Origin of the sequence: Burkholderia sp. MSMB1826 (assembly GCF_001526325.1) — a bacterium.
In the GTDB taxonomy this organism is placed as follows: Bacteria; Pseudomonadota; Gammaproteobacteria; order Burkholderiales; family Burkholderiaceae; genus Burkholderia.
In genome coordinates, this window is the sequence record NZ_LOYN01000010.1 from 783277 (window position 1) to 809650 (window position 26374).

General features: G+C 68.1%; 26 protein-coding genes. 9 read left to right on the plus strand and 17 right to left on the minus strand.

The genetic code is table 11. The annotated features are described in order from the left end of the window. Positions 1-2 precede the first annotated feature (2 nt). The 6 genes from WS95_RS05455 to WS95_RS05480 form a co-directional block, all read right to left on the minus strand. Positions 3-587, minus strand: coding sequence for a hypothetical protein (locus WS95_RS05455; protein ID WP_059822677.1), 585 nt, complete (start codon positions 585-587; stop codon positions 3-5). 199 nt (positions 588-786) lie between these two features. Further along, on the minus strand, positions 787-1152 hold the full coding sequence (locus WS95_RS05460) for a response regulator (protein WP_006486240.1): 366 nt from the start codon (positions 1150-1152) through the stop codon (positions 787-789). 37 nt (positions 1153-1189) lie between these two features. Continuing rightward, positions 1190-2149: a chemotaxis protein CheX gene (locus tag WS95_RS05465; RefSeq protein WP_034205088.1), complete on the minus strand. Its 960-nt coding sequence runs from the start codon at positions 2147-2149 to the stop codon at positions 1190-1192. Positions 2150-2171: 22 nt separating this feature from the next. After that, the gene (locus WS95_RS05470) at positions 2172-2750 is read right to left on the minus strand and encodes a hypothetical protein (RefSeq protein ID WP_059822679.1); all 579 of its coding nucleotides are present in this window, start codon (positions 2748-2750) and stop codon (positions 2172-2174) included. Further along, the gene (locus WS95_RS36000; RefSeq protein WP_059822820.1) at positions 2747-3475 is read right to left on the minus strand and encodes a methyl-accepting chemotaxis protein; all 729 of its coding nucleotides are present in this window, start codon (positions 3473-3475) and stop codon (positions 2747-2749) included. Before WS95_RS36000 ends, WS95_RS05470 begins: the two co-directional genes overlap by 4 nt. Positions 3476-3497: 22 nt before the next feature. Further along, a complete protein-coding gene (locus WS95_RS05480) occupies positions 3498-5885 on the minus strand; it encodes an MCP four helix bundle domain-containing protein (protein WP_059822680.1) in 2388 nt (795 codons plus the stop codon). Between the two features lie 57 nt (positions 5886-5942). On the opposite strand from WS95_RS05480, the gene WS95_RS32720 reads away from it, so the two are divergent. Next, positions 5943-6170 carry a hypothetical protein gene (locus WS95_RS32720; RefSeq protein WP_082746848.1) on the plus strand — a complete coding sequence of 76 codons (228 nt, stop codon included), beginning with the start codon at positions 5943-5945 and terminating at the stop codon, positions 6168-6170. A 116-nt stretch (positions 6171-6286) separates the two neighbouring features. Here the strand turns inward: WS95_RS32720 and WS95_RS05485 are convergent, their stop codons facing one another. Next, positions 6287-6694, minus strand: coding sequence for a type II toxin-antitoxin system VapC family toxin (locus tag WS95_RS05485; protein ID WP_059822682.1), 408 nt, complete (start codon positions 6692-6694; stop codon positions 6287-6289). Beyond that, entirely contained in the window at positions 6691-6933 is a 243-nt protein-coding gene (locus WS95_RS05490) for an antitoxin (RefSeq protein WP_027782744.1), read from the minus strand. The genes WS95_RS05485 and WS95_RS05490 overlap by 4 nt, the downstream gene beginning before the upstream one ends. 257 nt (positions 6934-7190) lie before the next feature. Between WS95_RS05490 and WS95_RS05495 the strand changes: the two genes are divergently transcribed. Beyond that, entirely contained in the window at positions 7191-7880 is a 690-nt protein-coding gene (locus WS95_RS05495) for an alpha/beta hydrolase (RefSeq protein ID WP_059783879.1), read from the plus strand. A gap of 57 nt (positions 7881-7937) precedes the next feature. Here WS95_RS05495 and WS95_RS05500 read toward each other — a convergent pair whose 3' ends face one another. Both WS95_RS05500 and aspA read right to left on the minus strand, forming a co-directional pair. After that, positions 7938-9443: an amino acid permease gene (locus WS95_RS05500; protein ID WP_059783881.1), complete on the minus strand. Its 1506-nt coding sequence runs from the start codon at positions 9441-9443 to the stop codon at positions 7938-7940. 103 nt (positions 9444-9546) lie between these two features. Beyond that, on the minus strand, positions 9547-10953 hold the full coding sequence (gene aspA, locus WS95_RS05505; protein WP_059500795.1) for an aspartate ammonia-lyase: 1407 nt from the start codon (positions 10951-10953) through the stop codon (positions 9547-9549). A gap of 141 nt (positions 10954-11094) precedes the next feature. Here aspA and WS95_RS05510 point away from each other — a divergent pair, with 141 nt between their 5' ends. Then, positions 11095-12069: a LysR family transcriptional regulator gene (locus WS95_RS05510; protein ID WP_059783882.1), complete on the plus strand. Its 975-nt coding sequence runs from the start codon at positions 11095-11097 to the stop codon at positions 12067-12069. A 57-nt stretch (positions 12070-12126) separates the two neighbouring features. On the opposite strand, the gene WS95_RS05515 is transcribed toward WS95_RS05510, so the two are convergent. From WS95_RS05515 to WS95_RS05530, 4 genes are all read right to left on the minus strand, one after another. Further along, the gene (locus tag WS95_RS05515) at positions 12127-13188 is read right to left on the minus strand and encodes an asparaginase (RefSeq protein WP_034205096.1); all 1062 of its coding nucleotides are present in this window, start codon (positions 13186-13188) and stop codon (positions 12127-12129) included. A 220-nt stretch (positions 13189-13408) separates the two neighbouring features. Further along, positions 13409-14431 (minus strand): DUF2891 domain-containing protein, encoded by a 1023-nt coding sequence (locus WS95_RS05520; protein WP_059822822.1) that lies wholly within the window; start codon positions 14429-14431, stop codon positions 13409-13411. 19 nt (positions 14432-14450) lie between these two features. After that, entirely contained in the window at positions 14451-15401 is a 951-nt protein-coding gene (locus WS95_RS05525) for a DUF979 domain-containing protein (protein ID WP_034205097.1), read from the minus strand. After that, on the minus strand, positions 15398-16087 hold the full coding sequence (locus WS95_RS05530; RefSeq protein ID WP_059822684.1) for a DUF969 domain-containing protein: 690 nt from the start codon (positions 16085-16087) through the stop codon (positions 15398-15400). The genes WS95_RS05525 and WS95_RS05530 overlap by 4 nt, the downstream gene beginning before the upstream one ends. A 271-nt stretch (positions 16088-16358) precedes the next feature. Between WS95_RS05530 and WS95_RS05535 the strand changes: the two genes are divergently transcribed. The 4 genes from WS95_RS05535 to WS95_RS05545 all read left to right on the plus strand — a co-directional run bounded on the left by WS95_RS05535 (position 16359) and on the right by WS95_RS05545 (position 19434). Next, on the plus strand, positions 16359-16583 hold the full coding sequence (locus tag WS95_RS05535) for a hypothetical protein (RefSeq protein ID WP_034185901.1): 225 nt from the start codon (positions 16359-16361) through the stop codon (positions 16581-16583). Between the two features lie 309 nt (positions 16584-16892). Further along, the gene (locus WS95_RS35600) at positions 16893-17027 is read left to right on the plus strand and encodes a hypothetical protein (protein WP_257127859.1); all 135 of its coding nucleotides are present in this window, start codon (positions 16893-16895) and stop codon (positions 17025-17027) included. A gap of 276 nt (positions 17028-17303) precedes the next feature. Further along, entirely contained in the window at positions 17304-18305 is a 1002-nt protein-coding gene (locus tag WS95_RS05540; RefSeq protein ID WP_059783886.1) for a chemotaxis response regulator protein-glutamate methylesterase, read from the plus strand. 76 nt (positions 18306-18381) lie between these two features. Further along, entirely contained in the window at positions 18382-19434 is a 1053-nt protein-coding gene (locus WS95_RS05545) for a response regulator (RefSeq protein WP_059822686.1), read from the plus strand. Between the two features lie 23 nt (positions 19435-19457). Here WS95_RS05545 and WS95_RS05550 read toward each other — a convergent pair whose 3' ends face one another. Further along, positions 19458-21707 (minus strand): putative bifunctional diguanylate cyclase/phosphodiesterase, encoded by a 2250-nt coding sequence (locus WS95_RS05550; protein WP_034205101.1) that lies wholly within the window; start codon positions 21705-21707, stop codon positions 19458-19460. Between the two features lie 464 nt (positions 21708-22171). On the opposite strand from WS95_RS05550, the gene WS95_RS05555 reads away from it, so the two are divergent. Beyond that, the gene (locus WS95_RS05555; protein WP_059822688.1) at positions 22172-22894 is read left to right on the plus strand and encodes a haloacid dehalogenase type II; all 723 of its coding nucleotides are present in this window, start codon (positions 22172-22174) and stop codon (positions 22892-22894) included. Positions 22895-22961: 67 nt separating this feature from the next. Here WS95_RS05555 and WS95_RS05560 read toward each other — a convergent pair whose 3' ends face one another. Then, positions 22962-23753 (minus strand): hypothetical protein, encoded by a 792-nt coding sequence (locus WS95_RS05560; RefSeq protein ID WP_059822689.1) that lies wholly within the window; start codon positions 23751-23753, stop codon positions 22962-22964. 93 nt (positions 23754-23846) lie between these two features. Beyond that, positions 23847-24806: a LysR family transcriptional regulator gene (locus tag WS95_RS05565; RefSeq protein ID WP_059783892.1), complete on the minus strand. Its 960-nt coding sequence runs from the start codon at positions 24804-24806 to the stop codon at positions 23847-23849. A 158-nt stretch (positions 24807-24964) separates the two neighbouring features. Here WS95_RS05565 and WS95_RS05570 point away from each other — a divergent pair, with 158 nt between their 5' ends. Next, the gene (locus WS95_RS05570) at positions 24965-26284 is read left to right on the plus strand and encodes an MFS transporter (RefSeq protein ID WP_059783894.1); all 1320 of its coding nucleotides are present in this window, start codon (positions 24965-24967) and stop codon (positions 26282-26284) included. Positions 26285-26374 lie beyond the last annotated feature (90 nt).

Genomic DNA, 26374 nt, shown 5'->3' on the forward strand with positions numbered 1-26374 from the left:
CGCTACGGACGCGACCGATAGAACGACACGTCGATCCGGGACTGTGTCTTGCAGCGATACATCACGCCGCGCCCCGTTTCGTCGGTCACGCCTTCGTACGGCCCGTTGCAGCCCGTCACCTTGTACCGCGCGAACGGAACGCGCTTGCCGTCCGTCGGACGGACCAGCACCGGAATGCGTCCCGTCGGGCCGTCGCCGATCGTGCGGACGAGCACCATGCGCGCCGCATCGATCGGCGCGTCGGAACGGATGTAGATCGTGCGCCCCTGCGCGTCGGTCGCGCCTTCGACTTCGAGTTCCCGGCTGTCCTGGGCGGCGCTGGTGTAAAGCGCGAACGCATAGCGCGTGTTCGGCAGCGCCTGCCTGGTGGCGGGGTCGTGCAGCACGAAATAGCATCCGTTCGCGCCCCGCCCGGCCGACGCCTGCCCGTTGGCCTGCGTCGGATTGCACGTGTACGACGAGCCGCCGCCCGCGGCCGCCGTTGGTGCGTTCCGTGGCCCCGTGTTCGCGCATCCGCCCGCCAGCGCGGCGACCAGCGATACGCACGCGCCGCGCAGGCGCGCGGGCCGACCGATTCCGGTTTTCATTGGAAGGTGTTCCGTTCCCGATGTCGTCAATGCCGGACGTGCCGTGCATGACACACCGGCACGCCGCCCTCGGCAACCGGCAGGATACGGACATCGGGGCGCGCTGTAAATTGCGCCGGCGACCGGCCACGCCGCGGCCGCGCAACCCGAACCGCAGCGTCGAATGCCGGCGCGGCATCGGGCCCGCCGGCCGCGCGCGTCAGCCCGCGAGCTTCTTCAGCGCGTCGAGCACCGCGTCGCCCTTGAACGGCTTCACGATCCAGCCCTTCACGCCGGCGGCCTTGCCGCGCTCCTTCATCGCCGGGCTGCTTTCGGTCGTCAGCATCACGACGTTGACCGCCGTGTTCGCCAGCTCGCCGCGAATCTTCTCGACCATCGTCAGGCCGTCCATGTTCGGCATGTTCACGTCGCTGATCACGAGGCGCACGCCGGGCGTCGCCTTGAGCTTCGCGAGCCCGTCCTTGCCGTCGACGGCCGTCGCGACGTCGAGCCCGTGATTGCGCAGGAAGCCCGCCACTTCGTCGCGCACCGTGCCCGAATCGTCGACCACCAGAATCTTTGCCATGTCGTATTCCCCTTTTCGTCGTTGCCGACTTCAACATTCAAAACAGTTCGAGTTCGCCCGATTCGACCATCGGCCCGACGTCCTGCACCGATTCGCGGAAATCCTCCGGCGACCAGCTCAGGCTGAACACGAAACGCTGGTCGAGACGGACCGAGCGCCCCGATGCCGGATCGGTCATCCGGTACTTGAAACAAAGCTGCGGACAATCGCCGCCGAACGAGATGAACTTCTGCTTGTGATTGACGACGAGCGGCACCTGCACCGGATGGCGCGCCAGCGCCTCGGCGTCGCCGAGATAGCGGTTCTTGAACGCGCCCCACACGAGATTGGTCAGCTCGCCGAGCACGCTGTTCACGTCGCGGAAATCCGGCGCGCGGCTGCCGTCGCGCGTGCCGCCGAGCATGTCGAGCAGCGGCTGCTCGCTCGTCTGCAGGAGCATGTAGCCGCGGCACCACGCGCTTTCGAGCGCGATCAGGCTGAACACCTCGCCGAAGATGATCTGGTCGCGCACGATGCACGGCGTGTCGTGCTCGATCGTCATGCCCGGGAACAGGCTGTCGAGGCGCGCCTCGGTGATCTCCGAGATGCCGCGCACGAGCGCGTTCGGGTAGTCGCGGCCGAACAGGTATTCGTCGATCGCACGCGCGAGCGGCGTCATGTCGTCGGCGACGTAGGCCGCGCACGCGACACGGGCGAGCGCATCGGGCAGCCCGTCGCGCGACGCGAGCGATTCGCGGCGCAGGATGATCGGCAGCTCGGGCCGCAGCGCGTCGATCTGCGTCGCGATGATCGCGCTCTCGGCCGGCGAGCCGCCGTAATCCTCGGCCAGCAGGATCGCGCCGAGATCGATGTTCGAGCGCAGCACCTTCAGCAACCGGCTGCGCCGCACGGTCAGGCCGACCAGGTTGTGCTCGTCGCAGAAACGCTTGATCGCGTCGGCATGCACGCGGCTGTCGTCGAGCACGAGCACCTTGCTGACGGGTTGGTCTTCGGTCATCTGATGGATTCCTGATGGTCGGTCAGAACAGTTCGAGCTCACCGCCGGTTTCCACCGTGGCCGATTCCGGCACATGGAAATCGACCGGCGCGTTCGCGCACACGCACAGCGTCGCGCCGACCCGCACGTCGTCGAGCGTCAGGTCGTACGCGGCCACGTAATCGGGCGAGAGCGCGTGCATGTAGTCGATGCTCGCGCCGCTCAGCAGGTAAGGCGTCGACATCCCGAGATCGGGAAACGGCACGGTCAGCGCCTGGTTGATCGCGCCGCAACACAGGTTCGCGGCTTCCATGAACGCGTCGGTCAGCGGCCGCTGGTTGCCCGCGCCTGCCGCCGCGCCGACGAAATGGCGGCGCGTCGCGTCGTCGTCGCTGAAGCGCAGCGCGAGCAGCAAGCGGAAGCGCAGCGCCGAGATCGTCAGCACGACCACATGCTCGGGCGCCTTCGGTTTCGATCGCGACGTCGCCTGCACGCGATCGGGCGCGTCATGTTCGTGGCCGGTGGCCGGCCGGATGTCGCACGCGCCGCCGGATGCGAGCCGCGTGCGCGCGGCGTCGAAAAAGATCCGCTCGAAACCGGCCTTCGCCTGCGCGCCGATCACGCGGCCTCTCCTTCGATCCGCGCGTGCAGTTGCCCGGCCAGCATCTCGACGGTCGCGAGCGCGGCCGTGATCATCTTGCCGCCGGCCTGGATGTCCTGGAACGTCGCGGCCGTCACGAGATCGTTGCGGTTCAGGCTGTCGCGATAGCTGTTCGACAATTGCTGCGAGCGCGCGGCCAGCCCGCGCACCTCGCTCGCGACGATCGAGAAGCCGCGCCCGGCCGTGCCCGCGCGCGCGGCCTCGATCGACGCGTTCAGCGACACGATCGACACGTGCGCGACGATCGCCGACAGCTCCTGGTTCTTCGTCCGCATGTCCTGGTTCTGCGTGGTCAGCGAGATCATCTGCTCGTGCCAGCGCTCGAACGTGCCGGCAAGCCCGCGCAGGCGCGCGGCTTCGTCCGCGATCTTCATCGCGTGCTGCGCGAGCGCCGCGCGATCGGCCGACAGCGCCTGCAACGCGTCGCGCTGCGCGCCGTGCGCGGATGCCTCGCGTGTCAGCGCCTCCTCGAGCTGCGCCTCGCGTCGCGCCCATGCGTCGGCCGCTTCCGCATGCGCCGACGCCGCTTCCTCGGCGCGTGCGCGGGCGGCGTCGAGCGCGTCGCGCAACGCATCGGCCTCGCGCGCCAGCGCCGCGGCGTGCCGCCCGCGCATCACGCGAAACACGATCGCCGCCGCCACGGCGACGACCGCGCCGCCCGCCAGCGCGGCGGCCATCTGAATCATCCACGCCTGCACGCTCACGCCGTCACTCCGCTGCGCCGATATCCGCGATGCGCGTCCGCTGGGCCGGGCCCGCGCCCTGCGCGGCGCCGTCCGCCGCGAAGCGCGCCGGCAGCGACACGATCGTCTCGAACGCGCGATACGGCGCGCCGACGCGATCGTCGGTGAAGCGCAGCGCGATATCGCCGCCTTCGCGCTTCAGGAAATTGCGCACCGCGTCCATGCCGACGCCGCGTCCGGATACTTCGGTCACCGTCTGCGCTGTCGAAAAACCCGGCCGGAAGATCAGCTCCGCGACTTCCTCGTCGGACAGTGCCGCCGCGTCGTCGGCATCGATCCAGCCGCGCTCGCGCGCGATGCCGCGAATCCGCTCGAGCGCGAGGCCGCGGCCGTCGTCGGCGAGCACGAACCACAGCTCGCCGCCGCCCACGCCGACCGCGATGTCGATCGTGCCGGACGCCGCCTTGCCGGCCGCGCGCCGCACGTCGGACGATTCGATCCCGTGGTCGATCGAATTGCGCAGCAGGTGCATGAATACGTTCTTCAGCGTCGCGACGATCTCGCTGCGCACGCGCTGGCCGTGGCTGTCGATATGCACGACCGGCGCCGGCTTGCCGAGCTCGGCCGCGAGCGACGGCAGCGACTCGATCACGCTGCCGAGCGCCTCGCCGATACCCTGGGTGCCGAGCTGGCTCAGCATGCGCCGCACGGCATCGCGCGCCGCGTGCCAGTCGGATGCATTCGCCGGATCGGCGCCGTCGAGCACGCGCAGGCTTTCGCTGATGCGCGCGCGCTCGACCATCAGGAAATCGGCGCCGCTTTGCGCCGGCTCGCTGCTGCGGCCGAGCGTGACCGCGTTGATCGTCGCGTAGTGGTCGACGGCTTCGCGCACGCGCGCCAGGTCGTCCATCAGCGCGTCGCGGTTCCACTCGGGGCCGCTGTCCGCGCGCCGCAGCGATTCGTACGCCTGCTCCGCTTCGTGGACGATGTTCGTCAGATGCTGGAGGCTGTAGGTGCGCGCATTGCCCTTGATCGTGTGCATGTTGCGGAACAGCGCCGCGACGATCGAGTGATCGGCGCGTTCGTGTTGGCGGATCATCCGCTCGTTCTCGCTGAGGAAGCCCTTCGCGCTGTGCACGAAGTCGTGGAACTTGTCCTGGCTGATCGACAGGATCTCGCCGATCATCTCGAGGCGCCGCTGCTGCTCGCCTGCCTGCGCGGTCAGCTCGCGGATCTCGGTCACGTCGCGCACGCACAGCATCAGGCGCACCACCGTGTCGGTCTCGTCGGTGATCGCCGACCAGCTCAGATCGAGCCATTTCTCGCGGCCGTCCGGCATCCGCTTCGCGACTTCGTTGACGAGCAGGTGCTCGTTGAACCCGAAGTTCATGCTGTCTTCGCCCAGGCACGCGTGCACGGCCGCATCGACCTGTGAACGCGCGTCGGCGCCGATCGCCGAATCGTCGAACACGAGCGCCATCAGGTCGCGGCCGGCGATGTCGTTCGTTTCGAAGATGGTTTCGAGGTACGCCGAATACTCCGCATGCACGACGCCGCCTTCGACGACGGTCAGGATGCCCTGCTGCATGTTCTGCAGCATCGCCTGGATGTCGGCCGTCTTCTGCTTCAGTTGCGCGGCGTTCTCCTGGATCTTCTCGATCATCCCGTTGAACGCGACGATCGAATGGCCGATTTCGTCCATCCGGCCCACCGGCACGCGGCGCGTGAAATCCTGGCTCCTCGCGATCTCGCTCATCGCCGTCTGCATCCCGATCAACGGGCGCGTGATCTGGCGATACAGCACGAGGCCGAGCGCGGTCAGCAGCACGATCACCGTGCCGGCGACGGCCGCGATCGCGGTCGCCGTGGTCGCGAGCATCCCGTTCAGCGCGCCGATCGCGTCGTCCTTCTGGCGGTTCTTCTCGACGCGCAGCGTGTCGACGATGCTTTCGAGTTCGTCGCGATACTGCGCGACGTTCGCGAACAGGTAGGCCTGCGCCATCTCGGCCTTGCCGTCCGCCTTCATCTTCACGGTGTCGTCGATCGCCGCGAAATAATTGGCGGCGCTGTCCTTCGCCTGCGCGACGAGCCCTTCCTGCGCGCGGCCGACCGCCGATTTCGCCTGCGCGTCGAGCGCGGCGCGCAGGGCGGCCTGCTTCGCCTTCAGCTCGTCGCGGGCCTGCGCGGCGGTGTTCGCGTCGGGCGCGTAGACGAGCGTCATCGTCGCGATCTGGATGTTCTTCACATCGGCGACGAGATCCGCCGACGCGAGCGCGCTCGGCACGATTCCCTGGGTGACCTGACGCACCTCGGACGCGCTCTTGCGCGTCTGGTACACGGCATAGATGCCGATCGCGGACAGCGCGAAGAACGTCAGGACGACTAGCAGCGTAATGCGATGACGGATGGTCATGAGTACAGCTCCCCGCAGCGATCCGGCTTCGATCGCCCTTTGGTCTATTGAAAGAATGTGAGCGCCGAATTATCGGGGATGGTGTATGACCGTCCGATGACTGAAAATCAATCGTTCATTGAGGAAATTGGAATGAATAATTGCGCGGGAAAAATCCTAAAGTTTTTTGCGGATTTGCCGTTAACTTCCGGCCGCCATACGCGGCGCGGCTGCGGCGCTCGATGCGTCGCCGCAATAGCGGATATTCATTGTTTTATTCATGCCCCGCAAAATCCGTTTTATTGAATGCCGGCAAAACGTTTGCGCATTATCGGCGAGCCGGTTTGTTTTGGTCTCTTTTTATGATCGATGCGGCGTTCGCCTCGCAGGTTCGGTGATGTCGCCCTTGCGCGATCCGCCGCTCAGCCTTCGTTCGGTTCGGCGAGCCAGTCCTCGAATTGCAACCGCGGAACCCGCCCGAATTCGCGGACGTTGTGCGTGACGAGCACGAGATGCCGGGCGCGCGCCTGCCCTGCGATCAACGCGTCGTAAGGACCGATCGGCGCGCCGGCCGCGATCAGATGCGCACGAATTTCGCCCGCATGCTGCGCGTCCTCGGTGTCGAACGGTACGACCTCGAACTGAAGCGCGTCGACACGCGCGACGTTCGCTGCCGCTCGCCGGCTCTTGTACGCGCCGTAATAAAGCTCATGCGCGACGATCGCAGGAATCCCGAAATCGGCCGGCTGCCACGCATGCAGACGGGCCAGCATCGCCGGCTCGCCCTTGAGAATGGCGATCACCGCGTTGGTGTCCAGCAGGAACTTCATTCGAACACATCCAGGCCCGAACGCTCCTGAGCGGACGGCTGCGTGGTCGCGGCAGCCTCGAAATCGGCGTCGACCGGGCCGATCAGCGGTGTCAGCCATGCCCAGTCTTGCGGCACCGGCTCAAGAATGACGGACGCCCCATGGCGGCGGATGCGCACCTCGGCCGTATCGAAGCGGAAATCCTTCGGCAGCCGGACGGCCTGCGAGCCGCCATGCTTGAAGATCTTTGCCGTATCCATCTTCGCGCCCTCACGTATCTACAAAATGTATCTATTTTATCAACCGCACGTGAGAATGACGAGTCGTCCGATCGGACTACCGTCGAAGGGTTGCCGGGCCGTTGGTCCATACCTGGCGGCGTGGCGTCGCGATTCGTTCCCGCAACGCACCGTGGCCCCATTCATTCCTGCCAGGAAACAATCAATCCCGCCCCGGCGATTCCCCTCCCGATCCGCCCGCTCTAGACTGTCGCATCGTTCCCTTTCGGACCCACGCAATGACCGACGTCCTGCCGCTGACCACCGATCCCGAATCCGGGCTGCAGTACCGGCTGCGCCCGGCCGCCGGCCGCCCCGCCGCGCGCCTGTTGCTGCTGCACGGCGTTGGCGGCAACGAAACCAACCTGCTGAACGTGGCCGACGCGATCGATCCGCGCATCGAAATCGCGTTCGTGCGCGGCCCGCTCACGTTCGGGCCGAATCAGCATGCATGGTTTCCGGTGCGTTTCGGCCCGAACGGCCCTGAAATCGATGCGGCGCGTGCCGACGCCAGCCGCGTGCAACTGATCGCGCTGCTGCACGCGCTCCGCGCGCGGGATGGCGCGGCCCCCGCGTCGGCAACCGTGATCGCCGGCTTCAGCCAGGGCGGCATCATGAGCGCGAGCGTCGGCCTCACGTCGCCGGGCGACGTGAGCGCGTTCGCCGTGCTGTGCGGGCGCATCCTGCCGGAAATCGATCCGCTGATCGCGCCGCGCGATGCGCTTCGCCCGCTGCACGCGTTGATCGTGCATGGCCGCTTCGACGACAAGCTGCCCGCCGCGTGGGCGGACAAGGCCGATGCGAAACTCGCCGCGCTCGGTGTCGCGCACGACACGCGGCTGTATGCGGCCGGACACGAGCTGACCGCGGAGATGGCCGGCGATTTCGGCCGATGGGTCGGCGAGCGCGCCGGCTTGAACCGGACTTGAACCGGACGCACCGCGGGCGCCGGCCCGCAACCGGACTGGCGCCTGCGGTGCATGGCATTACGCGTTCTGCGCAGGCTCGGCAACGGCGCGCGCCGTTGCGGGCATCGCCGCCGCCTGCTCGCGCACGGCGCCGCGCTTCGCCAGCTTCCAGCCGACCACCAGCGCGAGCACGACGACCGGAATCATCGCGACGGTCCACGTGCCGCCCGGATAATCGAACGCCATCAGCACCAGCACGCTGACCAGGAACCCGAGCGTGAGCCACGACGTGAAAGGCGCGCCGGGCATCCGGAACGACACCGGGCTCAGTTCGCCGCGATCGACCGCGCGACGGAACAGGATCTGGCACATCACGATGAAGCCCCAGGTCGTGATGATCCCGAGCGACGCCATGTTCAGCACGATCTCGAACGCCTGCGCCGGCACGATGTAGTTCAGCGGCACGCCGATCGCATTGACCGCGACCGTGACGAGGATGCCGCCATAGGGCACGCCGCGCGCGTTCATCCGCGACACGAAGCGCGGCGCGGAGCCGCCCATCGCGAGCGAGCGCAGCACGCGCCCGGTCGAATAGAGGCCGGAATTCAGGCTCGACAGCGCGGCGGTCAGCACCACGACGTTCATCACCGTGCCGACGTACGGCACGCCGAGCTTGCCGAAGAACGTCACGAACGGGCTTTCGTGCGCGCTGTACGCGGTCCACGGCAGCAGCATCGTCAGCAGCACGACCGAGCCGACGTAGAACAGCGCGATACGCCACATCACGCTGTTGATCGCCTTCGGCAACACCTTGCGCGCATCGGCGGTCTCGCCCGCCGCGACGCCGACGAGCTCGATGCTCGCGTAGGCGAACACCACGCCCTGCACGATCAGCACGGCCGGCAGGATGCCGTGCGGGAAGATCCCGCCGTGATCCGCGACGAGATGCAGCCCCGGCATCTGGCCGGCGACCGGGTGCCCGCTCGCGAGAAACACGGCGCCGACCGCGAGGAACAGCGCGAGCGTCCCGACCTTGACGATCGAGAACCAGAACTCCATCTCGCCGAACACCTTCACGCCGATCATGTTCATCACCGACACGATCCCGAGCGCGCCGAGCGCGAACACCCATTGCGGCACGTCGGTGAACACGGCCCAGTACTTCATGTAGATCGCGACCGCGGTGATGTCGACGATGCCGGTCGTCGCCCAGTTCAGGTAGTACATCCAGCCCGCGACGAACGACGCGCGTTCGCCCATGAACTCCCGTGCGTACGACACGAAGCTGCCGCTGGTCGGCCGGTGCATCACCAGCTCGCCGAGCGCGCGCATGATCAGGAACGCGAACACGCCGCACACGAGATACACGAGCGCCAACGCGGGCCCCGCACTCTGCAGGCGGCCGCCCGCGCCGAGGAACAGGCCGGTGCCGATCGCGCCGCCCATCGCGATCATCTGCACGTGGCGCGGCTTCAACTTCTGCTCATAGCCGGCTTCGTGCGACGCGAACATCGCATCGCGGTCGGCATGACGGGGATCCGCGCCGCCGGCCGTGTCGGCCGGGCGCTCGCTGGCGTGCTTCATGGTGTGTCTCCGTTTCTTGATGTATCGCGCCCGTCGACGGGCGCTGCGGGGAACGGCCACGCGCGGGCCGCCGGCGGCATCGGCCGGCGCCGCGCGGGCAAAATCAGTAGGCGCGCGGCCGGATCAGCGCTTCGGGCTGCAGCGCCTCGTCCAGTTGCGCGTCGGTCATCAACCCGTGAGCCAGCACGACTTCGCGGATCGACTTGCCGCTCTCGTGCGCTTCGGCAGCCACGGCGGTCGCGCGCTTGTAGCCGATGTACGGATTCAGCGCGGTGGCGAGCGCGACCGAGCGCTCCATCGTCTCGCGCAACCGCTCGGGATTCGCGGTGATGCCGCTCACGCATCGCTGCGCGAGCGTCGTGCACGCGGCCGTCAGGTGGCTGAAGCTGCGGAACAGCGCGCTGGCGATCACCGGTTCGAACGCGTTGAGCTGAAGCTGGCCGGCCTCGGCCGCGAAGGTGATGGTCACGTCGTTGCCGAACACCTCGAACGCGACCTGGTTGACGACTTCCGGGATCACCGGATTCACCTTGCCGGGCATGATCGACGAGCCGGCCTGCACCGGCGGCAGGTTGATCTCGCCGAAGCCCGCGCGCGGGCCGCTCGACAGCAGCCGCAGGTCGTTGCAGATCTTCGACAGCTTGACGGCGATCCGCTTGAGCACGCCCGACACCTGGACGAACGCGCCGCAATCCTGCGTCGCCTCGATCAGGTTCGGCGCGGTGCTCAGGTCGAGCCCGGTGATCCGGCGCAGCGCGGCCAGCGCCTTCTCCGCGTACTGCGGGTGCGCGGTGATGCCCGTGCCGATCGCGGTCGCGCCGAGGTTGATCTCGCGAATCAGCCAGCCGGCCTCCTGCAGCCGCGCGATGTCTTCCGTCAGCATGACCGCGTAGGTCGAGAATTCCTGGCCGAGCGTCATCGGCACCGCGTCCTGCAACTGGGTGCGGCCGAGCTTGAGCAAACCGGCGAACGCGTCGGCCCGCTCCGCGAACGCATCGCGCAGCCGCGCCATCGCTTCGAGCAGATGTTCGACCGCGAAGCACGTCGCGATCCGGATCGCGGTCGGATACACGTCGTTGGTGCTCTGCGCGAGATTGACGTGCTCGTTCGGATGCAGGTATTCGTACTGCCCGCGCGCGTGCCCCATGATTTCGAGCGCGCGGTTGCAGATCACCTCGTTCGCGTTCATGTTGGTCGACGTGCCGGCGCCGCCCTGGATGACGTCGACGACGAACTGGTCGTGCAGCCGCCCTTCGCGGATCTCGACGCAAGCGGCGGCGATCGCATCGCGGTACGGCCGCGGCAGCAGGCCCAGTTCGCAATTGGCGTCGGCCGCCGCTTCCTTCACGGCCGCGAGCGCCATCACGAGGTACGGCAGCGACGCAATGGTGCGGCCCGAAATGTCGAAATTCTCTTTCGCGCGCAGCGTGTGGACGCCGTAATAGGCGGCGTCCGGAATACTTCGTTTGCCTAAAAGATCCGCTTCGACGCGGAAGCCGTTTTCGGTCATCGTGCCCTCCTGGATGTCTCGTGCCGCTCGTCGTTCGCCGCTTGCCGACGCGACGGGTTCGCATTCTATGCCTTTGCAAAAACAAGCTCCCTTCTGTATTATCGAAAGCGGTTTTGCGTGTGACGCAACAGCGAGAATCGAATGAAAAAAGGCGCGAGAGAAACCGGCATCGATCACCTCGGCGCGATGCGCGCGTTCGTGCGCGTGGTCGAAACGGGGAGTTTTTCGGCGGTCGCGAAGGAGATGCACGTGTCGACGTCGACCGTCGCGCGCAAGGTGACGGCGATCGAGGAAGCGCTCGGGGTCGCGCTGCTGCACCGCTCGACGCACAGCGTGACGCTCACCGAAGCCGGCCATATCTATCTGGAGCGCGCGGTCACGCTGATCGCCGATCTCGACGACACGCTGCGCGTCGTCGCCGAGCTGAACGCGCAGCCGAGCGGCCCGCTGAAGCTCACCGCGCCGGTCGCGTTCGGCCGCCGCCATCTCGCGCCGCTGATCGCGCCGTTTCTGGCGCGCTACCCGACGATCCAGCTCGACGTGCGGCTCACCGACAACCACAACGACCTCGTGGCCGGTGGCTTCGATCTCGACATCCACGAAGGCGAGAACTACCTGGACAACCTGGTCGTCCACCGGCTGTCGCGCAACGACAGCATCCTGTGCGCGACGCCCGGCTACCTCGACCGCTGCGGACGCCCGGCGACGCCGGACGACCTGAAGCACCACAACTGCCTGCGCTACGTGCATCCAGAAGGCGATCCGCGCTGGGCGCTCGTGCGCGGCAACACGCAGCACAGCGTGCTGCCGGCCGGCAATCTCGTCACCGACCATTCGGAGTTGCTGCTGGAAGCGACCTGCGCGGGGCTCGGCATCGCGGAATTCGAGATCTGGCTGGTGCGCGACCTGCTCGCGAGCGGCCAACTCGAAGCCGTGCTGCCGCGCTATCGGCTGCAGAACCGGCTGACCGGCGAGTTCATCTACATCGCGTATCTGGCGAACCGGCGCAGCTCGGCGAAGCTGCGCGTGCTGAAGGATTTTCTCGCGGAACACCTCGCGCACATCGGCGAGCTGTCGGAGCGGGAGCTGGCGAAGATTCGCGACGCACGCGCGTAGCGCACGCCGCTGCGCGGCCCGGATCGTGGGCCGACGGCATCGGCGCGGCGGCCGCGTTCAGGCCGCCTGCAATTCGAACGGGAACGTCGCGTGCCCGAACTCGACGCCCTGCGTGTTGAGCATCGGCGGCCGGTGGAAACCGGCCAGTTGCGCGCGCTGCTCGGCCGTGCCGATCTGCAGCCGCTCGAGGATTTCGCTGACGACCATATAGAGCACGTCGAGATTGCCGTCCTCGATCTTCACCGAGATGCCGAGTGCGCCGTCCGCGCCGAGTTGCCGCGTGCGTTCCGACGCACGCACGCCGATCCCGTAGCACGCATCCGCGCCGAGCTTGCCGACCACCTGCCCGCCGAACGCGTTCATCAGCACCGTGCAATAGCGCCCGTCGCCTGCGACCAGTTCCGGATAGGCGGTCATCGCGCGGTGAATGCGCGCCAGTGCGCGCACGCGATCGGTGAGCGCGCCGCCCGCTTCCACCGCGTCCGCGCCGTCGGCCAGCGACGCGTACAGGCGTGCCAGCCGATCCAGCGAGAACGCCGGCGTCGGCAGGTTGCAGCCGTCGATGCCCCAGTCGACTTCGTCGTCGCGCAAGCCGCACGCGTCGGCCACCGCGTGCTTCACGCGCACCTGCATCGGATGGTCGGGCAGATGGTAATCGGCGATCGCGGCGCCGATCGCGCGCGCACCCGCCAGCATCCCGACATGCTTGCCCGAACAGTTGCTGCAGACGCCGGTCGGCGTGTAGTCGCGCTTGATCCACGACCGGTAGACCGCGTCGGACAACGGCGGATGGCCGCCGCAGCGCAAATCCGATTCGTGCGCGTCGACCTTCTCGAGCATCGCGCGCGTGCGTTCGATGTGACGGTCCTCGCTGCTGTGCGACGCGCACATCAGCGCGATGTCCGCGTCGTCGAAGCCGAAACGTTCCGGCGCGCCCGTCTCGATCACCGACAGCGCCTGGGCCGGCTTGGCGGCCGACCGCGCGAGCGTCATCCGGAACGGATCGCCGAACCGGGCCAGCAGCCGGCCGCGTGCATCGACGATCGCCACGTGGGCGACGTGCGTGTTCTCGATCGCATTGCCGCGGTACGTGACGACCGCTGCGCGTGGGGTGTCCATCCTCTTCTGTCTCCTTGCTCGGGGGCCTGATGCCGGGGCCCGTCCAACCGGTACGGCAGTGTAGCGAGTCGTCGCCGCCGCGCGTCGGTCGTGTCGTGGAAAGCGGTGTTGCGCACGATGCAAAGCCGGTCGCTTCGCGCCGTGCATGCTGCACGGAGCGGCCCGCGCGGCGGGTATCGGCCGCGCGCCGAGGCCCTTCCCGCCGGCGCGGCTTCGCGCGCTATGCGTCCAGCGCGAGCAACGCGAACGTCGCGAGCCAGTGCTCGCCCATGTAGTCGCCGGCCACGTGCGCGAGTGCGCTCGCGAGATGCCGGTCGGCCGCGTCGAGCAGCTTCGCACGCCGTGCATCGTCTGCCGGCAGCGCACCGGCCAGCGAACGCTGGCACCACGCGCGGCTCAGGTTCAGCCCGTCGAGGTGCGCGATCTTGCCGTCGCTACGGTCGCTGACGGTCGCCGGTTCGAACAGCGTCGCGGGCTCGCCGCGCGCGAGGTCGGGCAGGAAGCGCGCGAACCAGCCGTCGAATTCGGCGGCCGGCAGCACGCGCCGCATCAGTTCGGCCTCCATCAGCGCGGGCGACAGGAATTCGTCCCCCGACGGCTCCCACGCCTGGCATGCGACGTCGTTCAGGTGCCAGCGCTTCGCGGTATCGACGATCAGCGCGGCAAGCCCGTCGCGCTGCGTGTCGCGTGCGAAATCGAGCGCGAGCGCCAGCGCGAACGCGGTGTTGAAGTGCGTGCCGACACGCAGCGGATAGGTCGCCTTCGGCAGGAAAGTCTCGAAGCGCGACACGAACAGGTCGGCCAGCGGCGCCATCGTCTTCGCCCAGCGCGCGGCCTGCGGCAGCACGCCCTTCAGCGCGAGCCGCTCGAGCTGCGCGGCGAGCGCGAGCAGCCACGCCCAGCCGTACGGCCGCTCGAAGCCGGCGTTGTGCGGCCGCGCGAGATACGCGCGCTCGCCGGCGACGTTCGCGTCGGTGAAATGCGCGTCGACGGTCGCGACGATGCGTTCGGCTTCCGGCAATGCCGGGTAGCGTTCGAGCACGCGCAGCACGAGCCAGTAGCCGTGCACGCACGAGTGCCAGTCGTAGCTGCCGTAGAAGATCGGGTGCAATGCGCGCGGCCCCTGCACGTCGTGCGGACCTTCGAGCGCATGCGTGAGCTTGTTCGGATATTCGCGGGTCAGATGCGCGAGCGCGAGCGACGCGAATTTCGACGCGAGTTCGGAAGTGAGTCGGTCGGTCATGAGGATCTCGTCCATCGAGTCAGAAGCGGAATACGAACGCGTACATCAGCAGCGTGTTCACGGCCAGCAGCAGCACGGCCGTCGGCCACTGCACCTTGATCACGCCGTTCTTGTCCTTCAGTTCGAGCAGCGCCGCGGGCACGATGTTGAAGTTCGCGGCCATCGGCGTCATCAGCGTACCGCAGAAGCCGCTCAGCATCCCGATCGCGCCCATGATCGCCGGGTTGCCGTGGAACTGATGGACGATCAGCGGCAGGCCGATGCCCGCCGTCATCACCGGGAACGCGGCGAAGCCGTTGCCCATGATCATCGTGAACAGCGCCATGCCGACCGTGTAGGCGGCGACCACCGCGAACGGCGAATCGATCGGCACCCATTCCTTCACGAGCCCCGACACCACCCCGCCGACGCCCGCGATCGCGAACAGCGCGCCGAGCGCCGCGAGCATTTGCGGCAGGATCGCGGCCCAGCCGACCGCATCCATCGTATGGCGCGCTTCCTTCAGCGCATGCACGGGGGAATCGCGCAGCATCGCGAGCGCGACGACGAACGCGACGATCGTGCCCAGCACGAGCGAGATCAGCGTCACGCTCTTCGGGTCGACGAACGGCACGAGTTTCAGCGCGAACGTGCCGATCAGCGTGACGACCGGAATCAGCAGCGCGGGCAGGAACAACCGGTTGCCGAAGCGTTGCGCGAGCGTCTCGCGCCGCACGGCCGCCGCTTCGCCGGCCTCGTCCGACCGGCCGCGGCCGAGCTTGCCCGAACCGGCGATCAGTGCAAGCGCGATCGCGAGGCAGCCCGTGACGAAATGCGGCAACAGCGCGCCGAACAGGAACGTGACCGCGTAGATGGCCCAGAACGCGAAATTGACGACGCGCCGCGGGTTCGTGCGGTCCGTCAGGTTGAAGTACGCGAACGCGGCGAACATCAGCCCCGCGAGCGTGTACAGCGATTCGAGGCCGATCATCGCACGCCCTCCTGCTTCACCAGGCCGAAGCCGCGCGCGAGCCGGCGGTCGAGCAGCGCGAGGCGCGTGCAGTGAATCAGCAGCGCGGCGATCGCGGTCGGGATCGCCCACGCCGACAGGTGCAGCGGCTCGATGGCGATGCCGTTCTGTTCGAGAAAGCCCTTGATCAGCAGGATCGACTGGATCGCGATGAAGATGTCCTCGCCGAAGAACACGGCGACGTTGTCGGCGCCCGACGCATGCGCGCGGATCTGCTGGCGCACCGACTCGGGCAGCTCGCCGTGCCGGCTGACCGCGGCGGCCTCGGCCATCGGCGCGATCAGCGGCCGCACCATCTGCGCGTGGCCGCCGAGCGACGTGAGACCGAGCGCGGCCGTCGCCTGGCGCAGCACGAAATACAGCATCAGCACGCGGCCCGTGGTGGCCGCATGCACGCGCGAGATCATCCGCTTCGCCTGCTCCTTGAGCCCGTTGCGCTCGAGCAGCGCGATCACCGGCAGCGTGAGCCAGATCAGCCCCATGTAGCGGTTCTCGGCGAACGCCTTGCCGAACGCGCCGACGATGTCGACGAGATTCAGCCCGCCCGCCAGCCCCGTCGCGAGCCCCGCGATCGTGACCACCAGCAGCGCATTGAAGCGCAGCGCGAAGCCGATCACGACGATCGGCACCCCAATCAGCACCAGCATTTCTCCTCCGTGTGTCTGGACGCGCGGCACGTCGGCGACGCGCTGCCGGCCCGGTTTGCATCGGGCTCGGACGGCGAAATCTAACACGAGACTTTATCGATAAAAAGTCGACGATTTGCCGATTCGGGTAAACGTTGAAGCTGCCGGATACCGTGCGTGCGCCGTGTGTCGAGCGCATTTCATCGGACGAATCGGGTCGGCCCGCGCGCGTGGCGCGGCGCCGGGACGGCGACTACACTGAAAGGCATCGGCAACGTACGGGAGAGCCGCCATGATTGACGTATTCCAGACCATCGGCAGCCGCGCGTTCTCCGCTCATCTGGCGAAGGACGGGATGGTGACGCTGATGGAGCAACGCCATGAAGTCGACCGTGTGACGCTCGCGACCGCTTATGCCGCGCTCGTCGAGGAAGCCGAACAGGAAAGCGACCTGCGCGACGCGACGGTCGAAGGGATGATGCGCGCGTTGATCCAGGGCTACGCGCGTAGCCATTGACGGTGCGGCGGCGCGTGTGCGCCGCGGCCCGATGCCTCGACGGCCCGGTACGGCTCGATACGGCCCGCTACGCGGCCGGCTCGACCGCGCCGATGCCGAACCAGCGGCCCGCGCGCGGTTGCCGGTCGTCAGCCTGCGTGAGGCGCCTCGGCCAAACTCGCCGCCGCGCCGTTGCCGGCGCGATCGGTTTCCGTCATGAAGGCTTCGGCCTCGTCGCGGCCGGCACACCGGAACGTGTTGAAATGAAGCTCGCGCCGCGCATCGCGTCCGACCGGACAATCGCGGTAGATCGACACACACCCGCTCTCGATGGAGATCCTCTACGGCAAACGGCCGTCGCGCCCGATCGCGACCGGTGCGAACGACGCGCGGCTGACGGCGAGCAGGGTTTCGGGCGCGCTCCTCGGGATCCCGTTTTCTTTTTTGTCGATGCCGGCACGGTAACATGCGGACTTCTGCGGCCTGTCCGGGCAGGATCGACTGGCCCGCTTGCAGGCAATGCGGCACAGTCATAGAGGAAACGCACTGAAACGGCATCATGCGTTCATTTTTCGATTGCCGCCGCCCGCGCTGCATGACAGCATTCGGGCGTCGTCAACCGAAAAGAATGCCGCGCCGTCCGGCCGCCGATGCCGCCCGGCAGCGAGCGCCGAACAGGCTGCCCCCCTCCATGAACCCGGCCCACCTCCAACACTACGAACCGACCGGAGAATTCCGCTTGTGAACATCGGCATCGTCAACGACCTCCCGCTTGCCGTCGAGGCGATGCGCCGCGCGATCGCGCGACGGCCCGAGCACCGCGTGCTGTGGGTCGCGACCGACGGCCCGCAAGCCGTCGAACTGTGCGCCGCGCAGCCGCCCGACATCGTGCTGATGGATCTGATCATGCCGAAATTCGACGGGATCGAAGCGACGCGTCGGATCATGCGTTCCGAACGACCGTGCGCGATCCTGATCGTGACGAGCTGCATCGGCGCGAACGCGTGGCGCGTGTTCGAGGCGATGGGCGCCGGCGCGCTCGACGCGGTCGACACGCCGCGGCTCGGCGACGGCGCCGCCGGCGACACGACGAAACTGCTGCTCGCGAAGATCGACCAGATCGGCCGCCTGCTCGACGCGCCGGGCGGCACGCGCGTCGCCGGCGCGGCCGCGCGCGGCGGCGGCCCGCTGGTCGCGATCGGCGCATCGGCCGGCGGCCCCGGCGCGCTCGCGTCGATCCTCGGCAGCCTGCCGGCCGATTTCAATGCGCCGATCGTGATCGTGCAGCACGTCGATCGCGCGTTCGCCGAAGGCATGGCGCAATGGCTCGACGGTCAGACCCGGCTCGCCGTGCGCGTCGCGCGCGAAGGCGACCGCCCGCAGCCGGGCGTCGCGCTGCTCGCCGCGACCGACGACCACCTGCGCATCACGCGCGCCGGCACGCTCGAATACACGCGGGAACCGGCCGCCACGCCGTATCGGCCGTCGGTCGACGTGTTCTTCAACAGCCTGACCGAGCACTGGCCCGGCCGCGTGATCGGCGTACTGCTCACGGGGATGGGACGCGACGGCGCGATCGGCCTGAAGGCGCTGCGGATGAAGGGCTACCATACGATCGCGCAGGACGAGGCGACGAGCGCGGTGTACGGCATGCCGAAGGCGGCCGCGACGCTCGGCGCGGCGCGTGCGATCCTGCCGCTCGGGCGCATCGCGGGCGAGCTGGCGGCGCTCGCGCGGCTCTGAACCCGACGATGACCGTGCGCAACACCCATGCCTGCCCCTGCAACGACCGCGACAACCGCAACGACCCGCATCGATCATGACGATTGACCTGACTCGCCCGCCGGGCGGCCCGACCGCGTCGCCCGCCGACGCGCCGGCGATGGTGTTGCTGGTCGACGACCAGACGATCGTCGCGGAGGCCGTGCGGCGCGCGCTCGTCGACGAGGAAGGCATCGACTTCCACTACTGCCCGCGCTCGGACGACGCGATGGCCACCGCGATCGAGACGCGCCCGACCGTGATCCTGCAGGACCTCGTGATGCCGGGCATCGACGGGCTGAGCCTCGTGCGGGCGTACCGCGCGAATCCGGCGACGCGCGACGTGCCGATCATCGTGCTGTCGACGCAGGAAGAGCCGGTGATCAAGAGCGCCGCGTTCGCGGCCGGCGCGAACGACTATCTGGTCAAGCTGCCCGATCGCATCGAACTCGTCGCGCGCATCCGCTACCACTCGCGCTCGTACATGAACCTGCTGCAGCGCGACGAAGCCTATCGCGCGTTGCGGCAGTCGCAACAGCAACTGCTCGAGGCCAACCTCGAACTGCGGCGCCTCACGCACTCCGACGGCCTGACCGGGCTGTCGAACCGGCGCTATCTCGACGAATACCTGGCCGCCGAGTGGCGGCGCGGCGCGCGCGAACGCAGCGAGCTGTCGCTGCTGATGATCGACGTCGACAATTTCAAGCTGTACAACGACACGTACGGGCACGTGTCGGGCGACAACGTGCTCAAGCAGATCGCATCCACGATCGAGCGCTGCCTCGGGCAATCGGGCGATCTCGCCGCGCGCTTCGGCGGCGAGGAATTCGCGGTCGTGATGCCGGCCACGTCGCCGGGCGCCGCACGGCTGCTCGGCGAGAAGATCCGGCTCGCGGTCGAAGCGCTGCGCCTGCGGCATGCGCACTCGTCGACGGGCAACCACACGGTGACGATCAGCATCGGCGGCGCGAGCATCGTGCCCACGCCCGGCCTGCCGACGACACTCCTGATCGAGGCGGCCGACCGCGCGCTCTATCGCGCGAAGCACGAAGGCAAGAACCGGGTCGAGATCGATCCGCCGCCGGGCGCCGGCGGGTTCGGCGCGCGTTAGCGCTAGCAGGACACCCGGCGCGCTCAGGCGGCGCCGAGCCGGCGCGCGTAGTCGTTCGCGTCCAGCGGGCGGCTGAACAGATAGCCTTGCTGCATGTCGCAGCCGATCTGCTGCAGGAACCACGACTGCGCCTGCGTCTCGACGCCTTCGGCCGTGACCTTCATCCCGAGCGAATGGGCCATCGCGACGACCGCCTGCGTGATCGCGACCGAGTCGTGATGATCGGGCACGCCCGACACGAACGAGCGGTCGACCTTCAGGTTGTGCAGCGGAAAACGCTTCAGGTACGCGAGCGACGAATAACCGGTGCCGAAATCGTCGACCGAGATCCGCACGTTCATGTCCGTGAGCGCTTCGAGCATCGGCAGCACGGTGTCCGTGTCGTTCATCAGCACGCCTTCGGTGATCTCGAGTTCGAGCGCGGACGGGTCGAGCCGCGTATGCGCGAGACAGCGGGCGACCGATTCGACGAGCCCTTCGTGAAACTGCCGCGGCGACAGGTTGACCGCCAGCATCAGGTCCGGCGCGATCGTGCGACGCCACTCGGCCGCCTGCCGGCACGCGGTTTCGAGCACCCACTGGCCGATCGCGACGATCAGCCCCGTGTCTTCCGCGACCGGAATGAATTCCGCCGGCGACATCGGCCCGAGCTCGGGGCTCGTCCAGCGCAGCAGCGCCTCGGCGCCGACCGTGCGGCCGCTGCGCGCATCGACGACGGGCTGATACGCGAGCCGCAGCATGTCCGACGCGAGCGCGCGCCGCAGCGACTGCTCGATCGCGAAGCGGCGCTGCAGCCGCAGGTTGAGCTGGGCGGTGAAGAACGTGAAGTGGTTGCGGCCGCGCTGCTTCGCGTCGTACATCGCCGAATCGGCGTTGCGCATCAGCGTCACGGCGTCGTCGCCGTCGCGCGGCGCGACGCTGATCCCGATCGATACGCCGAGCCAGTATTCGTTGTTCGCGATCGCGAACGGCTTCGCGATCGCGTCGATGACCTCGCGCGCGAGCACCGCGAGATGCTCGGGATCGTCGCAGTCGTCGACGAGGATCACGAACTCGTCGCCGCCGACGCGCGTGAGCGCGTAGCGGCCGTCCGCACAGGCCGCGAGCCGCGCCGCGACGCTGCGCAGCAGCGCGTCGCCCGCGTCGTGACCGGCCGTGTCGTTGACCTTCTTGAAGCCGACCAGATCGATGAACAGGATCGCGACGCGCGCGGGCCCGGCCGCCGCGTCGTGCACGCCGAACAGTTCGCGCATGCGGTCGCCGAGCCAGCGGCGGTTGTAGAGGCCCGTCAGCGCGTCGCGGGTCGCCATGTAGCGCAACTGCTGCTGCGCTTCGCGCACGGGGCCGATGTCGTTGAACGACACGAGCACCGAGTCGGCCTGCGTCTCGCCCGGCCTCACGATCGGCACCGCGTTGCCGCGCACCCAGATGATGTCGCCGTCCGCGAGGCCGAAGCCGACCGTGTAGCCGAGCTGAGGCGTGCCCGTCACGAGCGCGATCCGGCTCGGCCAGTCGTCCGGCGCGATCGGCGTGCCGTCTTCGCGCAGCTTGCGCAGGATCACCGTCGACAGCCGGCGCCCGACGAGTTCGCCCTTCACGCGCATCATCCGGTTCGCGCTCGGGTTGCTCGCGACCACGACGCCGTCGTGCGACACGACGAGTATTCCTTCGTTCAGGCTGTTGACGACGAGCCGGTGATGTTCCTCGCTGCGCGCAAGCTGCCGCGCGATCCGGTCCTGGTGCACCGCGAGGCCGACGCTGTTGCCGATATCGCGCAACAGCGCGGTTTCCTCGTCGCTCGGCAGGCACGGCCGGTGGTGATAGATGGCGAACGCGCCGAGCACGACGCCGGCCTCGTCGACGAACGGCACCGACCAGCACGCGCGCAAGCCCAGCGGCAATGCAATGGCGCGATAGTCGGCCCACCGCGGATCGGTTTCGATGTCCTCGACGGCGACCATCCGGCGCTCGTACATCGCGGTGCCGCACGAGCCGGCCGCCGGCCCGATCGCCGCGCCGTCGATCGCCGCACTGTACTGCGCGGGCAGCGACGGCGCCGCGCCGACGCGCACGTGCACGCCGTCCGTATCGAGCAGCAGGATCGTGCACGACGCGCCGTCGCCGAGCAAAACCTCGGCACGCCGGCAAACTTCGGACAGCAGTTCCGGCAGCGGCGTGTTGCGCGTGATCAGTCTCAGCACGCTCTGCTCGGACGCGAGCACTTCCGCGGCGAGCCCGAAGCTGTAGCGAGAACTTTGCGGTTCGGTATTCAAGATGAATCCTGCCGTCTGTCCGACCGGGTCTGATGCGCCCGATTCGTTATCGATATTTCGTGCCCTGTCCCGCCTCGGGTTTACGCCGATGCACGGTGCGCCCCGTTTGCACGCCGTGCCTGGGCGCGCCGAAATGTATTTAACACCAATCCGGCACAACCGGCGTGCCTGCTTGCATCAGGGGATACGCTCGGTTGCCGCGCGGCTCGCCGGCGGCGGCCGGTGCGACGACAGGGTTGCTGCGCTGCACGAAGGCGCAGGCGCGCCGCCCGTCGATCCTTCCGGATGTGCTCGGCCACGCAGCCGCGGCAGCGACCCGCACCGCGACGGAAATACCGAGCCACGCATCGCGGCCTCCCGGGCCGCGTTTTCGTATCCGTGATTCAATGTCGATCGAACCGACGTCGCGCCATCCGGCGGCACGGCGATGTGACCCCTCATCGAACGACCTTCACTGGATCACCATGACGAATCCTGCCGAAATCAAGGCGCTCGTTTTCGATGTCTTCGGAACGATCGTCGACTGGAGAAGCGGTGTCGCACGCGGTGCCGCCGCATTCCTGGCGCGCCACGCGCCGACGCTCGACCCGTTCGCGTTCGCCGATGCGTGGCGCGCCGAGTATTCGCCGTCGATGGAAGAAATCCGCAGCGGGCGCCGCCGCTACGTGCGGCTCGACGTGCTGCATCGCGAGAACCTCGTGCGCACGCTCGACCGCTTCGGCATCGACGACGTGCCCGATGCCGACATCGACGCACTGAATCTCGCATGGCATCGGCTCGATCCGTGGCCCGATGCCGTCGCCGGGCTGCAGCGTCTGAAGCGACGCTACATCATCGCGCCGCTGTCGAACGGCAACATCCGGCTGATGGTCGACGTCGCGAAACACGGCGGGTTGCCGTGGGACGCGATTCTCGGCGCCGAGGTGGCGCGCGCGTACAAGCCGTCGCCGGCCGTCTATACCGAAGCGGTCGAGATTCTCGGTCTCGCGCCGGCCGAGCTGTGCTTGGTGGCCGCGCACAACGGCGATCTCGCGGCCGCGCGCCGGCTCGGGCTGTCGACCGCGTTCGTGCTGCGGCCGACCGAGCACGGGCCCGGCCAGACGACCGACCTGCAAGCCGACGAGGCGTGGGATTTCGACGTCAAAGATCTGAACGAGCTCGCGGATCGGCTGGGCTGCCCGGGTTGAGCGCCGGCGACGCGACCTGCCCCCGCGCCGCGCTCGCGAGGCGCGGTACAGGCATGCCGCGCCTCCGCTACTTCACCACCGCCCGCCACGCGGTTCGCGCGTAGATGAGCAGCAACGGCAGCAGCGCCAGCGCGAACAGCAGGCACAGCGCGAGCACCCACACCGGCCATTGCTGCGGATTCCCGTGCGCCCAGTAACGGTACGGCACGCTCAGCAAGGCGAGTTCCATCAGCAGCGCACCGAGCGGCACGAGCCCGTTCAGCACCGCCGCCACGCCAAAGCGTGCCGCGCCGTCGATCTTCTTCCCGGCCCCGTACGCCGCGATCAGGTACACGAAATACCCGATGATCGCGACCATCACCGTGCCGCCGGCCAGCAGCCCGATACTCCGCACGCTGCGTTCGTGCCACTGATGAGCCCCTTGCGGCAACACGACATCGATCTTCTCGCCGATTTCGGGCACGGCCCCCGAACGGATGTTGCCCGGCAGCACGATGCGTTCGCCATCCGGCATCACGGCTTCCAGGATCGACGTGTAATTGATGCACCGGTACGACGAGGTTCGCCCCGAACTGTCGCGGCGCTCGCAGGTATCCCACTCGGACTGGTAGGACACGACGGTCGCTTCGTATTTCGGCGATACCGTCAGTGCGTAGAGCTCGTCGCCGATCCAGTACACGAACGGGAACAACAGCGACACCAGGCAAAAACATACGAGCCACCAGAACGCGACCGCGCCGCCGGAGCCGCGCTTGCCGCCCGTCTGTCGGCGCACCATGCGCGACGCGAGCCAGTAGGCGGTCACGCCGAATACCACCACGCACACCACGAAAACCTTGCCCGCATGCGTCAAAGCCATTTGCCTTCTCCCCGCTAGCCGGTCGAATCGCCGCCGGCCGTGTTGTCATCCAGATCGATCGCCGCGTCGCCGTCGCGCCCCGCCCTTCGACCGCTATTCCGGCTCGCCGACGAAGCGCAGCATCCCCGACTCCCCCGACAGCAACGCGCGATTCGCGTCCGCCGCCGCGCGCAGGTAATCCCACAGCGCGGTCACGCGCCGCAGCTTGCGCAGATCCTCGCGGCACGTCAGCCAGAAACACCGCGTGACGACTACATCATTCGGCAGCACGGGCGCGAGCGCCGGCTGCGCGGCCGCCATGAAACACGGCAGGATCGCGAGGCCGCCGCCCTGCAGCGCCGCGAAATACTGCGCGATCACGCTGGTCGTGCGCAAACCGGCCGTCGCGCCGGGCACCGCGCGGTCCAGGTACAGCAGCTCGTTGCTGAACGCGAGATCGTCGACGTAGCTGATGAACGCGTGCTGCGCGAGATCGTCCGTACACGTGATCGGCGCGTGGTTCGCCAGATAGTCGCGCGTCGCATAGAGCCGCAACTGGTAGTCGCACAGCTTCGTGACCACGTAAGGCCCGCGTTCGGGGCGCTCGAGCGTGATCGCGAGATCGGCCTCGCGCTTGGGCAGGTTGACGAAATGCGGCACCGGCAGCAGGTCGACCGTCACGTGCGGATGCGCGGCGCGGAACCGCGCGAGCTGCGGCGCGAGGAAAAAGCAGCCGAACCCTTCGGTCGACCCGATCCGCACGTGGCCCGACAGCGCCTCGCCGGTATTCGCGATCTGGTCGCACGCGGACTGCACGGTCGTCTCCATCGCATCCGCATACGCGACGAGCCGCTGCCCTTCGGCCGTCAGCGCGAAGCCGCCGGAGCGCGACTTGTCGAACAGCAGCGTGCCCATCGCGGCCTCGAGCGCGCGGATGCGCCGCGCGACGGTCGTGTAGTCGACGCCGAGCCGCTTCGCGGCGCCGCTCGCGCGCTGCGTGCGCGCAACCTCGAGGAAAAAGCGCAGGTCGTCCCAGTTCAAATTGCCGGAAACCGGCTCGGTGGCATGTCGCATCGGCGAAGGAAAAGGCGGGCGTCTCCGGGCCGGCCGTCGATATGCATAAATGCACATCCAACCGGTTTCTTTATCGGTACATCGTGAATCTGCGCATAACTATACTCGACCGTGACCTGCGGACCACGAGCCGCGGCAATAACTACCACGGAGACACCATGCAGACCCGATCCACCCTCGACGAGCATGCGGCAGTCGCAACGCCGGCCCCCGAACGCACCGCGAAGCACTACCTGCTGGCCGGCTGGGCCAGCATGGCCGGCACGACGATCGAGTGGTACGACTTCTTCCTCTACGGCACGGCCGCCGCGCTCGTGTTCAACCGCATCTTCTTCCCGTCGCTGGACCCGGTCGTCGGCACGCTCGCCGCATTCGGCACGTTCGCGGTCGGCTTCATCGGGCGGCCGATGGGCGGCATCGTGTTCGGCCACTTCGGCGACCGCATCGGCCGCAAGTCGATGCTGATGATCACGCTGCTGCTGATGGGCGTGCCGAGCATGATCATCGGGATGATCCCGTCGTACGACCGCATCGGCTACTGGGCCGCCGCGCTGCTGATCGCGATGCGCTTCCTGCAGGGGATGGCCGTCGGCGGCGAATGGGGCGGCGCGGTGTTGATGGCCGTCGAGCACGCGCCGAAGGGCCGCAAGGGGCTGTTCGGCAGCCTGCCGCAGACGGGCGTCGGGCTCGGCCTGATCCTGTCGTCGGTGGCGATGGCCGCGGTGGCCGCGCTGCCGGAAGCCGACATGCTGTCGTGGGGCTGGCGCGTGCCGTTTCTCGCGAGCATCGCGCTCGTCGGCCTCGGCTGGTTCATCCGCGCGAAGGTGCCGGAGTCGCCCGACTTCGAGAAGATGCAGCGCCAAGGCAAGGCCGAGAAATCGCCGGTGACGGCCGCGCTGCGCCGCCATCCGCGCGAAGTGCTGACGATCGTCGGCGCGCGCGCGGCCGAGAACACCTGGTTCTACATGGTCGTCACGTTCGCGCTCGCTTACGCGACCCAGCAACTGCATTTGCCCAAAGCCGAGATGCTGCATGCGATCACGGCCGGCGCGGTGCTGTCGCTCGTCACGATGCCGCTGTGCGGGCATCTGAGCGACCGCATCGGCCAGCGCCGGATGTTCGCGCTCGGCCTCGTGCTGATGTGCGCGTTCGCCGCGCCGTTCTTCACGATGCTCGGCACGCAGCAGACGTCGTACGCATGGTGGGCGATCGTGCTCGGCCTCGGCGTCGTGTTCCCGATCCTCTACGCGCCGGAATCGCTGCTGTTCGCGCAGCAGTTCCCGGCGGAAATCCGCTACAGCGGCATCTCGCTGTCGGTGCAGCTGGCCGGCGTGATCGGCGGCGGCTTCGCGCCGATGATCGCGACGTCGCTGCTCAAGGCCGGCGGCGGCCAGCCGCACTACGTGATCGCGTACCTCGTCGGCTTCGGCGTGTTCGCACTCGCGTGTACCGCGCTGATGCGTCCGGCGCGCACCTAGTCCGCCGCACGCATTCGTCCGATTTCAGTTCGACCTGCCGTCCGCCGTGGCCGCACGCGCGGCGGACGCAGCCCTCTTTTCCTTCGCACC

What these genes read in the sequence shown, in the direction of transcription:
- WS95_RS05480 (WP_059822680.1), bottom strand. Translation starts at nt 5,885, where the DNA reads ATGACCATCCGTCATCGCATTACGCTGCTAGTCGTCCTGACGTTCTTC.
- WS95_RS05490 (WP_027782744.1), bottom strand. Translation starts at nt 6,933, where the DNA reads ATGGATACGGCAAAGATCTTCAAGCATGGCGGCTCGCAGGCCGTCCGG.
- WS95_RS05560 (WP_059822689.1), bottom strand. Translation starts at nt 23,753, where the DNA reads ATGGCTTTGACGCATGCGGGCAAGGTTTTCGTGGTGTGCGTGGTGGTA.
- WS95_RS05555 (WP_059822688.1), top strand. Translation starts at nt 22,172, where the DNA reads ATGACGAATCCTGCCGAAATCAAGGCGCTCGTTTTCGATGTCTTCGGA.
- WS95_RS05530 (WP_059822684.1), bottom strand. Translation starts at nt 16,087, where the DNA reads ATGCTGGTGCTGATTGGGGTGCCGATCGTCGTGATCGGCTTCGCGCTG.
- WS95_RS05510 (WP_059783882.1), top strand. Translation starts at nt 11,095, where the DNA reads ATGAAAAAAGGCGCGAGAGAAACCGGCATCGATCACCTCGGCGCGATG.
- WS95_RS05500 (WP_059783881.1), bottom strand. Translation starts at nt 9,443, where the DNA reads ATGAAGCACGCCAGCGAGCGCCCGGCCGACACGGCCGGCGGCGCGGAT.
- WS95_RS05465 (WP_034205088.1), bottom strand. Translation starts at nt 2,149, where the DNA reads ATGACCGAAGACCAACCCGTCAGCAAGGTGCTCGTGCTCGACGACAGC.
- WS95_RS05545 (WP_059822686.1), top strand. Translation starts at nt 18,382, where the DNA reads ATGACGATTGACCTGACTCGCCCGCCGGGCGGCCCGACCGCGTCGCCC.
- WS95_RS05570 (WP_059783894.1), top strand. Translation starts at nt 24,965, where the DNA reads ATGCAGACCCGATCCACCCTCGACGAGCATGCGGCAGTCGCAACGCCG.
- WS95_RS05495 (WP_059783879.1), top strand. Translation starts at nt 7,191, where the DNA reads ATGACCGACGTCCTGCCGCTGACCACCGATCCCGAATCCGGGCTGCAG.
- WS95_RS05455 (WP_059822677.1), bottom strand. Translation starts at nt 587, where the DNA reads ATGAAAACCGGAATCGGTCGGCCCGCGCGCCTGCGCGGCGCGTGCGTA.
- WS95_RS05515 (WP_034205096.1), bottom strand. Translation starts at nt 13,188, where the DNA reads ATGGACACCCCACGCGCAGCGGTCGTCACGTACCGCGGCAATGCGATC.
- WS95_RS05460 (WP_006486240.1), bottom strand. Translation starts at nt 1,152, where the DNA reads ATGGCAAAGATTCTGGTGGTCGACGATTCGGGCACGGTGCGCGACGAA.
- WS95_RS05525 (WP_034205097.1), bottom strand. Translation starts at nt 15,401, where the DNA reads ATGATCGGCCTCGAATCGCTGTACACGCTCGCGGGGCTGATGTTCGCC.
- aspA (WP_059500795.1), bottom strand. Translation starts at nt 10,953, where the DNA reads ATGACCGAAAACGGCTTCCGCGTCGAAGCGGATCTTTTAGGCAAACGA.
- WS95_RS35600 (WP_257127859.1), top strand. Translation starts at nt 16,893, where the DNA reads ATGGAGATCCTCTACGGCAAACGGCCGTCGCGCCCGATCGCGACCGGT.
- WS95_RS36000 (WP_059822820.1), bottom strand. Translation starts at nt 3,475, where the DNA reads ATGATTCAGATGGCCGCCGCGCTGGCGGGCGGCGCGGTCGTCGCCGTG.
- WS95_RS05485 (WP_059822682.1), bottom strand. Translation starts at nt 6,694, where the DNA reads ATGAAGTTCCTGCTGGACACCAACGCGGTGATCGCCATTCTCAAGGGC.
- WS95_RS05520 (WP_059822822.1), bottom strand. Translation starts at nt 14,431, where the DNA reads ATGACCGACCGACTCACTTCCGAACTCGCGTCGAAATTCGCGTCGCTC.
- WS95_RS05565 (WP_059783892.1), bottom strand. Translation starts at nt 24,806, where the DNA reads ATGCGACATGCCACCGAGCCGGTTTCCGGCAATTTGAACTGGGACGAC.
- WS95_RS05535 (WP_034185901.1), top strand. Translation starts at nt 16,359, where the DNA reads ATGATTGACGTATTCCAGACCATCGGCAGCCGCGCGTTCTCCGCTCAT.